Raw genomic sequence first — 12,908 nt, forward strand, 5'->3', positions numbered from 1 at the left:
GTCGAGCGTCAAGCGGGTGGGCTGCGGTAACAACCCGGCTTTGGGCGGCCATTCTCGGCTTGTTTTTTTCGGTAGCAGAGCGTTCGGCCGTCGTGACTCTGTGGTCAGCGGCGGCATTATACATAGGTAGCTAGCAAAACGCCGATGCTTCATAGGAGCCCGTTCTCGTCCATTGGTCTAAAGGTCGCAGGCGGGGGGTAGGCGTAGAGTCGCTCGAGGTGCTCGATTTTGGCACTTTTCCCTTTGCTTTCAGGCTTGTAGGCCGCGAACTGTGCAGCTTTCACGGCATATGGGTGGAACATGAGGTTCCCGTCCAGATTCAACTGGGTTACGCTCGAACGCAGCCAGATGTTCAATCCACACAACGGAGTTCAGCATGGGATACAAGAAGATTCAGGTTCCAGCAGTCGGCGACAAAATCACCGTCAACGCAGACCATTCTCTCAATGTTCCTAACAACCCGATTATTCCTTTCATCGAAGGCGACGGTATTGGTGTTGATATCAGCCCGGTCATGATCAAGGTTGTCGATGCTGCGGTTAAGAAGGCTTACGGCGGCGAACGCAAGATTTCCTGGATGGAAGTGTATGCCGGGGAAAAAGCGACTCAAGTGTACGACCAGGATACCTGGCTGCCTCAGGAAACCCTGGACGCGGTGAAGGACTACGTGGTTTCCATCAAGGGCCCGCTGACCACTCCGGTCGGTGGTGGCATCCGTTCCCTGAACGTGGCCCTGCGTCAACAGTTGGACCTGTATGTATGCCTGCGCCCGGTGCGCTGGTTCGAAGGCGTGCCTAGCCCGGTGAAAAAGCCTGGCGATGTGGACATGACCATCTTCCGTGAAAACTCCGAAGACATTTACGCCGGTATCGAATGGAAGGCCGGTACGGCAGAAGCCACCAAGGTCATCAAGTTCCTTAAAGAAGAAATGGGCGTTACCAAGATCCGTTTCGACGAAAATTGCGGTATCGGCGTCAAGCCGGTTTCCCTGCAGGGCACCAAGCGTCTGGCGCGCAAGGCGCTGCAGTATGTAGTGGATAACGACCGCGACTCGCTGACCATCGTCCACAAAGGCAACATCATGAAGTTCACCGAAGGTGCCTTCAAAGAGTGGGCCTATGAAGTGGCGGCTGAAGAGTTCGGCGCAACCCTGCTGGACGGCGGTCCTTGGATGCAGTTCAAGAACCCGAAAACCGGCAAGAACGTCATCGTCAAGGATGCTATCGCTGACGCCATGCTCCAGCAGATCCTGCTGCGTCCGGCCGAATACGATGTGATCGCCACCCTCAACCTCAACGGTGACTACCTGTCCGACGCCCTGGCGGCGGAAGTGGGTGGTATCGGTATCGCTCCGGGTGCCAACCTTTCTGACACCGTGGCCATGTTCGAAGCGACCCACGGCACCGCGCCCAAGTATGCCGGCAAGGACCAGGTCAATCCGGGCTCGCTGATTCTCTCCGCGGAGATGATGCTGCGCCACATGGGCTGGACCGAAGCGGCCGACCTGATCATCAAGGGCACCAACGGCGCCATCTCGGCCAAGACCGTGACTTATGACTTCGAGCGTCTGATGGAGGGAGCGACCCTGCTGTCTTCGTCGGCATTCGGTGATGCACTGATCTCGCACATGTAAGCGAATTTGGGCTGAAAGCAAACCGGCCGACTCAATCCCTTGAGTCGGCCGGTTTTTTTATGACTGGATGTTGGATGAATCAGCTCAGGGCGCTTTCGGTCTGGACCTCGGCGGTGACGATTTCGCCGGGTACCTTCAAGGCGCTGATTTTGATTGCATGCAGCCCCTTGGGGCCTTGGATGATCTCGAAGCTCACTGCCTGCCCGGCTTTCAAGGTCTTGTAGCCATCCATATCGATGGCCGAGTAATGGGCAAACAGATCGTCAGTCTTGCCCTCCTCATTAATAAAGCCATAACCCTTGGCATTGTTGAACCACTTGACCTTACCGCTAGCCATACTCATATCCCTCTGCAACAGACTCCATCACTGGAGTATCATCCAGTTCATCCGCCGCCAAACTTGGTAAAAAGGTTGACGCCGCGGACGTTTATTACCCAATGTGGGCCCTATTGGTTGTAACACCGTTTTGCCGATAGTCAAGGTGACCCGGCGGTCGGAGTTGAATTCCGTCCAGGGCGCCCCCACCACTGTATTTGCACAACTGACGAACCTTTCTTTCCATGCATGCAATCAGCCAGATTCGACTAACATTCAATCAGGATCGCCCGGACTTGCACGACGACGATTCCGCTGGCTTGGCTGTACAGGAAGCTAAGCCTGCGTTACAGGCGCCGCCGATGTACAAGGTGGTTTTGTTCAACGATGACTACACCCCGATGGATTTCGTCGTCGAAGTGCTCGAGATGTTTTTTAACCTGAATCGCGAGCTGGCGACCAAGGTCATGCTGGCCGTCCATACCGAAGGGCGGGCAGTGTGTGGATTGTTTACCCGCGACATCGCCGAGACCAAGGCCATGCAGGTCAACCAGTACGCCCGGGAAAGCCAGCATCCGCTACTCTGTGAAATCGAGAAGGACGGTTAACGCCGACCACTTGGGTATGAGGTGAAGCTATGTTAAACCGCGAGCTCGAAGTCACCCTCAATCTCGCCTTCAAGGAGGCCCGTTCGAAGCGTCATGAATTCATGACCGTCGAGCACCTTCTGTTGGCTCTTTTGGATAATGAGGCCGCCGCCACCGTTTTACGTGCCTGCGGAGCAAACCTCGACAAACTCAAGCACGACCTGCAGGAGTTCATCGACTCCACCACGCCGCTGATTCCTGTGCACGACGAGGATCGCGAGACTCAGCCAACCCTGGGTTTCCAGCGTGTGCTGCAACGTGCTGTCTTTCATGTACAGAGCTCGGGCAAGCGTGAAGTCACCGGCGCCAATGTGCTGGTGGCAATCTTCAGTGAGCAAGAGAGTCAGGCAGTCTTCCTGCTGAAACAGCAGAGCGTTGCCCGTATCGATGTGGTCAATTACATCGCCCATGGCATTTCCAAGGTGCCTGGGCATGGTGATCATTCTGAAGGTGAACAGGATATGCAGGACGAAGAGGGTGGTGAGTCGTCTTCTTCGGGCAATCCTCTGGATGCCTATGCCAGCAACCTCAACGAATTGGCCCGTCAAGGGCGGATTGATCCGTTGGTGGGTCGCGAGCAGGAGGTGGAGCGCGTTGCGCAGATCCTCGCTCGTCGACGCAAAAACAATCCGTTGTTGGTGGGTGAGGCGGGTGTGGGCAAGACCGCCATTGCCGAAGGCTTGGCCAAGCGCATTGTCGACAATCAGGTTCCAGATCTGCTGGCCAATAGCGTTGTCTATTCCCTGGATCTCGGGGCGTTGCTGGCGGGTACCAAATACCGTGGCGATTTCGAGAAGCGCTTCAAGGCGTTGCTGGGCGAATTGAAGAAACGTCCCCAGGCAATTCTGTTCATTGACGAGATCCATACCATTATCGGTGCCGGTGCGGCCTCCGGTGGGGTAATGGATGCCTCGAATCTGCTCAAGCCGCTGCTGTCTTCGGGTGATATCCGTTGCATCGGTTCGACCACCTTCCAGGAATTCCGTGGGATCTTCGAGAAGGACCGGGCCCTGGCTCGGCGCTTCCAGAAGGTCGATGTGTCCGAGCCTTCGGTCGAGGACACCATTGGCATCCTGCGCGGTCTCAAAGGTCGCTTCGAGCAGCATCACAGCATCGAATACAGTGATGAAGCCCTGCGTGCCGCGGCTGAGCTGGCCTCGCGCTACATCAATGACCGGCATATGCCGGACAAGGCCATCGACGTCATCGACGAGGCGGGCGCCTACCAGCGTCTGCAGCCGGCCGAGAAGCGCGTGAAGCGCATCGAGGTGGCTCAGGTCGAGGATATCGTGGCGAAAATTGCCCGTATTCCGCCAAAACATGTCACCAGTTCCGATAAAGAGCTGCTGCGCAACCTTGAACGCGATCTCAAGTTGACGGTGTTTGGCCAGGATGCGGCGATTGATTCGCTGTCTACCGCCATCAAGTTGTCCCGTGCGGGCCTGAAGTCTCCGGACAAGCCGGTGGGTTCGTTCCTGTTCGCCGGTCCTACCGGTGTCGGCAAGACCGAAGCGGCCCGGCAGTTGGCCAAGGCCATGGGTATCGAACTGGTGCGCTTCGACATGTCCGAGTACATGGAGCGGCACACCGTATCGCGCTTGATTGGTGCGCCTCCCGGCTACGTCGGTTTCGACCAGGGTGGCTTGCTGACCGAAGCGATCACCAAGCAGCCGCATTGCGTATTGCTGCTCGATGAAATCGAGAAGGCGCATCCGGAAGTCTTCAACCTGCTGCTGCAGGTGATGGATCACGGCACCCTGACCGACAACAACGGGCGCAAGGCGGATTTCCGCAATGTGATCGTCATCATGACCACCAACGCCGGTGCTGAAACCGCGGCGCGAGCCTCTATCGGCTTCACTCATCAGGATCACTCTTCCGATGCCATGGAAGTGATCAAGAAGAGCTTTACGCCAGAGTTCCGCAACCGTCTGGACACCATTATCCAGTTCGGTCGCCTGAGCCACGAAGTGATCAAGAGCGTGGTGGACAAGTTCCTTACCGAGCTTCAAGCGCAGTTGGAAGACAAGCGCGTACAGTTGGAAGTGACCGATGCCGCTCGCAGCTGGCTGGCCGCCGGTGGTTACGACGTGGCCATGGGTGCACGCCCGATGGCGCGTTTGATCCAGGACAAGATCAAACGTCCCCTGGCCGAGGAGATCCTGTTTGGCGAATTGTCCGATCATGGCGGTGTGGTACACATCGACATCAAGGATGGCGAGTTGACCTTCGATTTCGAGACCACGGCGGAAATGGCTTGATGGCCGCGTAACGCAGCAGTACCGCCAAAGGCACCGGAGGGTGCCTTTGTGCTATCTGGGGTTTGCCGGTTTATTCGAGACGAACAAAAACGCCCGGCATAACCGGGCGTTTTGTATTGACTTGCTTAGCGAGCGCGGTAAGTGATGCGCCCTTTGCTCAAGTCATAGGGCGTCAGCTCGACGCGCACTTTGTCACCGGTAAGAATACGAATGTAGTTCTTGCGCATCTTGCCGGAAATATGCGCGGTTACGACGTGCCCATTTTCCAACTCCACACGAAACATGGTGTTGGGCAGGGTGTCGACGACAGTGCCTTCCATTTCGAAGCTGTCTTCTTTCGACATGCAGTAAAGCCCTCGGTGTCCAATGAATGGCCCGGTGCAACTGCGCCAGGCAAAAGCGGCGTGCATTGTGCCCGAAAAGTGGGGTTTAAGCCAAGACCTTCTAGTTGAGGATCACCCATCTCTGGTTAACCAGCAGCTCTATGGGGCGATATTGGGTCTTGTAGTTCATCTTTTTGCAGTTTTTGATCCAGTAGCCGAGGTACACCGCGTCCAGTCCCAGGCGCAGGGTTTCGCCGATTTGCCAGAGGATCGCGTAGCGCCCCAGGCTGCGGCGCTCTTCATCGGGTTCATAGAAGGTGTAGACCGCCGAAAGCCCGTTGGGCAATAGATCGGTAACGGCCACTGCCAGCAGGCGCCCCTCCAGGCGGAACTCGTAGAAGCGGGAAAACGGCAGGTCACGCACCAGGAAGGTCGAGAATTGGTCGCGGCTGGGGGGGAACATGTCGCCGTCGGCGTGGCGTTGCTCGATGTAGCGTTGGTAAAGGTCGAAGTACTCTTCGCTGAAGCCAGGTTTGGCCGCTTGTACGCTCAGGTCGCTGTTGCGTTTGAGAATGCGTTTTTGCTGACGATTGGGTAGGAACTGCGCCACTGGAATGCGCGCCGGGACGCAAGCGTTGCAGTTTTGGCAGTGGGGGCGGTACAGGTGATCGCCGCTGCGACGAAACCCCATTTCCGACAGATCTGCGTAGACATGCACGTCCATGGGCTGGCTGGGATCGAGGAACAAGGTGGTGGCCTGTTCGTCGGGCAGGTAGCTGCAAGAATGGGGTTGAGTGGCATAAAACTTCAGGCGCGCCAACTCGGTCATGAGTCAACCCTCGGAATAAGCTTTGAAATTAAGTGTAAGCCACAGCCGTCAAACCCGCCTAGGAAACCCATGTGGCGCGGCTCGGCTGATCCAGGTGGCGCGCGAGGTAGTCGGCGAACTCGGGTCGGGAAATGGAGCGCGCACCCAGGCTGTGCAGATGCTCGGTAGGCATCTGGCAGTCGATCAATACAAATCCCCACTCCTTCAGATGCTGTACCAGAGTGGCGAATCCGAATTTCGAGGCGTTGTCGGCACGGCTGAACATCGATTCGCCAAAAAACAGTTGGCCCATGGCCAGGCCGTACAGCCCTCCCACCAACGTGCCTTGATCCCAGACTTCCACCGAATGGGCATAGCGGCGCTGATGCAATTGCAAATAGGCCTGTTGCATCGCCTCGCTGATCCAGGTGCCGTCGGCATAAGCCCGAGGTGCTGCGCAGGCACTGATGACCGCAGCGAAGTCCTGGTCGAATGTCACTTGATAGCGCTGTTTGCGCAACAGCTTGCCCAGGCTGCGGGAGACATGCAGCTCGTCCGGCAGTAGCACGGTGCGTGGGTCGGGGGACCACCAGAGGATCGGTTGCCCCTCGGAAAACCAAGGGAAGCAGCCGTGACGATAGGCCTGAATCAGGCGATCGGCGGACAGATCACCGCCCGCAGCCAGCAGCCCGTTGGGCTCGCGCATGGCCTTTTCCAATGGGGGGAAATCAAGCTTGTTGCGTTGTAACCAGGTCAGCATGGCATCCAGACTTACGGCAGGGGAGGGCGGTGGCGGGCCGATGATGGCCCGCCACAAGCGTAGGGCGAGGGCTTAGTTGTCGTCGAGGAATTTTTCTGCGTCCAGAGCTGCCATGCAGCCGGCACCGGCGGACGTAATGGCCTGGCGGTAGACGTGATCGGCCACATCACCGGCGGCGAACACTCCCGGGATGCCGGTGGCGGTGGCATTGCCTTCGCTGCCACCTTTGATCAGCAGGTAGCCGTCACGCATCTCCAGTTGCCCCTGGAACAGGTCGGTATTGGGCTTGTGGCCGATGGCGATAAATACCCCGGCCAACGCCAGGTCCTTGGTGGCTCCGCTGTGGCTGTCCTTGAGGCGGGCGCCGGTCACGCCGCTAGCATCACCCAGCACCTCGTCCAGATGCTGGTTCCAATGCAGGCGGATATTGCCGTTGGCGGCCTTGTCGAACAGTTTGTCCTGGAGGATTTTCTCTGCGCGGAGCTTGTCGCGGCGGTGCACCAGGTGCACTTCCTTGGCGATGTTGGACAGGTACAGAGCCTCTTCAACGGCGGTATTGCCACCACCCACCACTGCCACCACCTGATTGCGATAGAAAAAGCCGTCGCAGGTGGCGCAGGCGGAAACCCCTTTGCCGGCAAACGCTTCTTCCGATGGCAGGCCCAAGTACTGCGCCGACGCGCCGGTGGCGATGATCAGCGCGTCGCAACTGTAGGTGCCGCTGTCGCCGATGAGGATAAACGGCCGTTGCTGCAACTGAGCGGTGTGGATGTGGTCATAGACGATCTGGGTGTCGAAGCGCTCCGCGTGTTTCTGCATGCGCTCCATCAGCACCGGGCCGGTCAGGCCTTCGACGTCACCAGGCCAGTTGTCGACATCGGTGGTGGTGGTCAGTTGGCCACCGGCTTGCAAGCCGGTGATCACTGTCGGTTTGAGGTTGGCGCGCGCGGCATAAACGGCGGCGCTGTAACCGGCAGGGCCGGAGCCCAGAATGATCAGGCGTGAATGCTTCGCTTGGTTCATAAAAACACCTCATAAGCCTTTGTCACAAAAGAGAATGCATGCTCCAATTGAACAGTGCGTATTACGCAATTGGCTATGCTTAACAGACTGTTCTGACGTGGCATGGTGTGAACAAACCCGTACAATACGACGATGTACCAGGCTTATTCAGAATTGCACCGTTTCAGAAGCAAGGGGCAGAGTGTTAAAAGTAGCCCCAGTTACGCCGGTCAACTTTATTTACCTGCTCGGATTGAGCAGTATCTTGTAGTCAATCACCCGTTGGACGCGCTTATGGCGCAGGAAAAGACGCGTTTTGAAGAAATCCACCGCAGCACCTAAACCTGTTGTTCCGCTCTGGCGTCAGCAATTGCACTACCGGCTCAAGGAAGGTGCATTGATCGCCATTGGAGCCCTGTGCCTGTTCTTGATGATGGCACTTTTGACCTACGGTAAAGATGATCCGGGTTGGAGTCATAACAGCAAGATCGAAGATGTGCAGAACTTCGGCGGTCCCGCCGGCTCTTACAGCGCCGATATCCTGTTCATGGTGTTGGGTTACTTCGCTTATATCTTCCCGTTGCTGTTGGCGATCAAGACTTACCAGATCTTCCGCCAGCGCCATGAACCCTGGCAGTGGAGCGGCTGGCTGTTTTCCTGGCGGCTGATTGGTCTGGTGTTCCTGGTGCTGTCCGGCGCTGCGCTGGCCCATATCCATTTTCATGCCCCCACCGGCCTGCCTGCCGGTGCCGGTGGTGCCCTGGGCGAGAGCCTGGGCGACCTGGCCAAGAATGCCCTGAACGTGCAGGGCAGTACCCTGATGTTCATTGCCCTGTTCCTGTTCGGCCTGACGGTGTTCACCGACCTGTCGTGGTTCAAGGTGATGGACGTCACCGGCAAGATCACTCTCGACTTGTTCGAGCTGTTCCAGGGCGCGGCCAATCGTTGGTGGGATGCTCGCGTTGAGCGCAAGCAACTGGTGGCGCAATTGCGCGAAGTGGATGCCCGGGTCGATGAGGTGGTGTCCCCGAGCATTGCCGACAAGCGCGAGCAGGCCAAGGTCAAGGAGCGTCTGATCGAGCGCGAGCAGGCTTTGAGCAAGCACATGTCCGAGCGCGAGAAGCAGGTGCCGCCGGTGATCACGCCGGTAGCGGTCAAACCGCCAGAGCCCAGCAAGCGCGTGCAGAAAGAGAAGCAGGCGCCGCTGTTCGTCGACAGCGCGGTGGAAGGCACCTTGCCGCCGATCTCGATTCTTGACCCGGCGGAAAAGAAACAGCTCAATTATTCGCCCGAATCCCTGGCGGCCGTCGGCCATCTGCTTGAAATCAAGCTCAAGGAGTTCGGCGTCGAAGTTGCGGTGGATTCCATCCATCCCGGCCCGGTGATTACCCGTTACGAAATCCAGCCGGCGGCCGGGGTGAAAGTCAGCCGTATCGCCAACCTGGCCAAGGACCTGGCCCGTTCCCTGGCGGTGACCAGTGTGCGCGTGGTGGAAGTGATTCCCGGCAAGACCACCGTGGGCATCGAGATCCCCAACGAAGACCGGCAGATCGTGCGCTTCTCTGAAGTGCTCTCGACCCCGGAATACGACAACTTCAAATCCCCGGTCACCCTGGCCCTGGGCCATGACATCGGCGGCAAGCCGATCATCACCGACCTGGCGAAAATGCCGCACCTGTTGGTGGCCGGTACCACAGGTTCCGGTAAGTCGGTGGGGGTCAACGCGATGATCCTGTCGATCCTGTTCAAGTCCGGCCCGGAAGACGCCAAGCTGATCATGATCGACCCGAAGATGCTCGAACTGTCGATCTACGAAGGCATTCCGCACCTGCTGTGCCCGGTGGTCACCGACATGAAGGACGCAGCCAACGCTCTGCGCTGGAGCGTGGCGGAGATGGAGCGGCGCTACAAGCTGATGGCCAAGATGGGGGTGCGCAACCTTTCGGGCTTCAACGCCAAGGTCAAGGAAGCCATCGACGCCGGCACACCACTGGCCGATCCGCTGTACAACCGCGAAAGCATCCACGACGAAGCGCCGCTGCTGACCAAGTTGCCGACCATCGTCGTGGTGGTGGACGAATTCGCCGACATGATGATGATCGTCGGCAAGAAGGTTGAAGAACTGATCGCCCGTATCGCCCAGAAGGCCCGGGCCGCCGGTATCCACTTGATCCTCGCGACCCAGCGGCCGTCGGTGGACGTGATCACTGGCCTGATCAAGGCCAACATCCCGACCCGCATGGCGTTCCAGGTGTCGAGCAAGATCGACTCGCGGACCATCATCGACCAGGGCGGCGCCGAACAACTGCTGGGCCACGGTGACATGCTCTACATGCCGCCGGGCACCAGCCTGCCGATTCGCGTCCACGGCGCCTTCGTCTCCGACGATGAAGTGCACCGCGTGGTGGAGGCCTGGAAGCTGCGGGGCGCGCCGGAATACAACGACGACATCCTCAACGGTGTTGAAGAGGCGGGCAGTGGTTTCGAAGGCAGTAGCGGCGGTGGCGACGGCGATGATCCGGAAGCTGACGCGCTCTACGACGAAGCCGTGCAGTTCGTCCTGGAAAGCCGCCGGGCCTCGATCTCGGCGGTACAGCGCAAGCTGAAGATTGGCTACAACCGCGCTGCCCGGATGATCGAGGCCATGGAAATGGCTGGGGTGGTGACGGCGATGAACACCAACGGCTCCCGCGAAGTGCTGGCGCCGGGCCCGATGCGCGACTGATCCCTGTTTCGTTTTCAGCGGCGTGATGCCACGCCGCTCGCATACCCATCCAATTTATGAGGAATTCCATGCGCCTGATTCGCATGTTGCTGCTGCCGGTACTGGCTGTGACGTCCCTGTCGGCCCACGCCGACCCCAAAGACGTGGCGCGCCTGACCCAGTTGCTGGAAAAGTCCCAGACCCTGACCGCGCGTTTCTCCCAGCTGACCCTGGACGGTAGCGGCACCCAGTTGCAGGAAACCGCCGGCGAGATGTCCCTGCAGCGCCCGGGCCTGTTCTACTGGCACACCGATGCGCCACAAGAACAGCTGATGGTTTCCGACGGCCAGAAAGTTTCCCTGTGGGACCCGGACCTGGAGCAGGTGACCATCAAGAAGCTCGACCAGCGCCTGACCCAGACTCCGGCCCTGCTGTTGTCCGGTGATGTGTCGAAGATCAGCGAAAGCTTCGACATCACCTCCAAGGAGGCCGGTGGCGTGATGGACTTCACCCTCAAGCCGAAAACCCGCGACACCCTGTTCGACAGCCTGCGCCTGTCGTTCCGCAACGGCATGATCAACGACATGCAGTTGATCGACAGCGTCGGCCAGCGCACCAATATCCTGTTCACTGGGGTCAAGGCCAACGAAGCGATCCCGGCGTCCAAGTTCAAGTTCGACATCCCCAAGGGTGCCGATGTGATCCAAGAGTAAGCAGCCGCAGCCGCAAGGTTTCGAAGGTAGTCCATGGACCTGTTTCGTAGTGCCCCGATCGCCCAGCCACTGGCCGCACGCTTGCGTGCGACCAACCTGGACGAGTACGTCGGTCAGCAGCATCTGCTGGCTCGGGGCAAGCCGCTGCGTGAGGCCCTGGAGCAGGGTGCCCTGCATTCGATGATCTTCTGGGGCCCTCCGGGAGTGGGCAAGACCACCCTGGCGCGGCTGCTGGCGGAAGTCTCGGATGCTCACTTCGAAACCGTCTCGGCGGTGCTGGCCGGGGTCAAGGAGATCCGCCAGGCGGTGGAAATCGCCAAGCAGCAGGCCGGGCAATACGGACGGCGGACCATTCTGTTTGTCGATGAAGTGCATCGTTTCAACAAGTCCCAGCAGGATGCCTTCCTGCCCTACGTGGAAGACGGCACGCTGATCTTTATCGGTGCCACCACGGAAAACCCGTCCTTCGAACTCAACAATGCACTGCTGTCCCGGGCCCGGGTCTATGTGCTCAAGAGCCTGGATGAAGCGGCCCTGGGCACCCTGGTACAGCGCGCCCTGACTGAGGAGCGCGGTCTGGGCAAGCGCCAGTTGCGCCTGAGCGACGAAGGCTTCCAGATGCTGCTGTCGGCGGCCGATGGCGATGGCCGGCGCATGCTCAATCTGCTGGAGAACGCCTCGGACCTGGCGGAAGACGGCGGCGAGATCGGCGTTGATCTGTTGCAAAGCCTGCTGGGGGATACCCGTCGGCGTTTCGACAAGGGTGGCGAAGCCTTCTACGACCAGATTTCCGCGTTGCACAAATCGGTGCGCGGCTCCAACCCCGACGGCGCCCTGTACTGGTTTGCGCGCATGCTCGACGGCGGCTGCGACCCGCTGTACCTGGCCCGGCGCGTGGTGCGCATGGCCAGCGAGGACATCGGCAACGCCGACCCGCGGGCGTTGAGCCTGTGCCTGGCGGCCTGGGATGTGCAGGAGCGCCTGGGTAGCCCCGAAGGCGAGCTGGCGGTGGCCCAGGCCATTACCTACCTGGCCTGTGCGCCGAAAAGCAACGCCGTGTACATGGGCTTCAAGGCCGCCATGCGCGCCGCTGCCGAGCACGGCTCCCTGGAAGTGCCGATCCATCTGCGCAACGCCCCGACCAAGCTGATGAAGCAGTTGGGTTACGGCGACGAGTACCGCTACGCCCACGACGAGCCGGATGCCTACGCCGCCGGTGAAGACTATTTCCCCGAAGAGCTCGAGCCTTTGCCGCTCTACCAGCCGGTGCCCCGTGGCCTGGAACTGAAGATCGGCGAGAAGCTCAAGCACCTGGCCGCCCTGGACCGGGCCAGCCCCTTGCAGCGGAGAAAACCGTGATCCCCCTGATCCTCGCAGTTTCCGCCGGCGGCGTGGCCGGTACCCTGTTGCGCTTCACCACGGGCAACTGGATCAACGCCAATTGGCCGCGGCACTTCTATACCGCGACGCTGGCCGTTAATATCGTGGGCTGCCTGCTGATCGGCGTGTTGTACGGACTGTTTCTGGTCCGTCCGGAAGTGCCGATCGAAGTGCGTGCCGGTTTGATAGTGGGCTTCCTCGGTGGCCTGACGACTTTTTCATCCTTTTCACTGGATACCGTGCGTCTGCTGGAAAGCGGACAAGTGGCGCTGGCCCTGGGCTATGCGGCACTGAGCGTATTCGGCGGGCTGCTTGCTACCTGGGCCGGCCTGTCCTTGACCAAACTTTGATAAACGAGAGA

The 12,908-nt window shown here is 59.3% G+C and carries 12 protein-coding genes; 7 read left to right on the top strand and 5 right to left on the bottom strand.

The genetic code is table 11. The features are described 5' to 3' along the window. The first annotated feature begins 376 nt into the window (after nucleotides 1–376). Nucleotides 377–1,633 (top strand): NADP-dependent isocitrate dehydrogenase, encoded by a 1,257-nt coding sequence (gene icd, locus Q8O96_RS24100; RefSeq protein ID WP_102864727.1) that lies wholly within the window; start codon nucleotides 377–379, stop codon nucleotides 1,631–1,633. Between the two features lie 79 nt (nucleotides 1,634–1,712). Here icd and cspD read toward each other — a convergent pair whose 3' ends face one another. Beyond that, nucleotides 1,713–1,970 (bottom strand): cold shock domain-containing protein CspD, encoded by a 258-nt coding sequence (gene cspD / locus Q8O96_RS24105; protein WP_102864728.1) that lies wholly within the window; start codon nucleotides 1,968–1,970, stop codon nucleotides 1,713–1,715. Nucleotides 1,971–2,194: 224 nt separating this feature from the next. Here cspD and clpS point away from each other — a divergent pair, with 224 nt between their 5' ends. Together clpS and clpA are read left to right on the top strand one after the other, a co-directional pair. Continuing rightward, a complete protein-coding gene (clpS, locus tag Q8O96_RS24110) occupies nucleotides 2,195–2,557 on the top strand; it encodes an ATP-dependent Clp protease adapter ClpS (protein WP_011062173.1) in 363 nt (120 codons plus the stop codon). Nucleotides 2,558–2,586: 29 nt separating this feature from the next. Further along, entirely contained in the window at nucleotides 2,587–4,857 is a 2,271-nt protein-coding gene (gene clpA / locus Q8O96_RS24115) for an ATP-dependent Clp protease ATP-binding subunit ClpA (protein WP_102864729.1), read from the top strand. Nucleotides 4,858–4,982: 125 nt separating this feature from the next. On the opposite strand, the gene infA is transcribed toward clpA, so the two are convergent. From infA to trxB, 4 genes are all read right to left on the bottom strand, one after another. Continuing rightward, nucleotides 4,983–5,201 carry a translation initiation factor IF-1 gene (gene infA / locus Q8O96_RS24120; protein WP_002553999.1) on the bottom strand — a complete coding sequence of 73 codons (219 nt, stop codon included), beginning with the start codon at nucleotides 5,199–5,201 and terminating at the stop codon, nucleotides 4,983–4,985. 100 nt (nucleotides 5,202–5,301) lie between these two features. Beyond that, complete coding sequence (locus tag Q8O96_RS24125; RefSeq protein WP_102864730.1) at nucleotides 5,302–6,009, bottom strand: arginyltransferase; 708 nt, start codon at nucleotides 6,007–6,009, stop codon at nucleotides 5,302–5,304. 58 nt (nucleotides 6,010–6,067) lie between these two features. Continuing rightward, nucleotides 6,068–6,748, bottom strand: coding sequence for a leucyl/phenylalanyl-tRNA--protein transferase (gene aat, locus Q8O96_RS24130; protein WP_305949533.1), 681 nt, complete (start codon nucleotides 6,746–6,748; stop codon nucleotides 6,068–6,070). A 72-nt stretch (nucleotides 6,749–6,820) separates the two neighbouring features. Next, a complete protein-coding gene (trxB, locus tag Q8O96_RS24135) occupies nucleotides 6,821–7,771 on the bottom strand; it encodes a thioredoxin-disulfide reductase (RefSeq protein WP_115580494.1) in 951 nt (316 codons plus the stop codon). Nucleotides 7,772–8,066: 295 nt separating this feature from the next. Here trxB and Q8O96_RS24140 point away from each other — a divergent pair, with 295 nt between their 5' ends. The 4 genes from Q8O96_RS24140 to crcB all read left to right on the top strand — a co-directional run bounded on the left by Q8O96_RS24140 (nucleotide 8,067) and on the right by crcB (nucleotide 12,897). Next, a complete protein-coding gene (locus tag Q8O96_RS24140; protein ID WP_102864733.1) occupies nucleotides 8,067–10,475 on the top strand; it encodes a DNA translocase FtsK in 2,409 nt (802 codons plus the stop codon). Between the two features lie 68 nt (nucleotides 10,476–10,543). Next, a complete protein-coding gene (gene lolA, locus Q8O96_RS24145) occupies nucleotides 10,544–11,167 on the top strand; it encodes an outer membrane lipoprotein chaperone LolA (RefSeq protein ID WP_102881780.1) in 624 nt (207 codons plus the stop codon). 33 nt (nucleotides 11,168–11,200) lie between these two features. Further along, nucleotides 11,201–12,526 (top strand): replication-associated recombination protein A, encoded by a 1,326-nt coding sequence (locus Q8O96_RS24150; protein WP_102864735.1) that lies wholly within the window; start codon nucleotides 11,201–11,203, stop codon nucleotides 12,524–12,526. Next, nucleotides 12,523–12,897 carry a fluoride efflux transporter CrcB gene (crcB, locus tag Q8O96_RS24155; protein ID WP_041119048.1) on the top strand — a complete coding sequence of 125 codons (375 nt, stop codon included), beginning with the start codon at nucleotides 12,523–12,525 and terminating at the stop codon, nucleotides 12,895–12,897. The genes Q8O96_RS24150 and crcB overlap by 4 nt, the downstream gene beginning before the upstream one ends. Nucleotides 12,898–12,908 lie beyond the last annotated feature (11 nt).

Source organism: Pseudomonas sp. LPH60 (assembly GCF_030718165.1).
GTDB classification, from domain to species: Bacteria; Pseudomonadota; Gammaproteobacteria; order Pseudomonadales; family Pseudomonadaceae; genus Aquipseudomonas; species Aquipseudomonas danubii.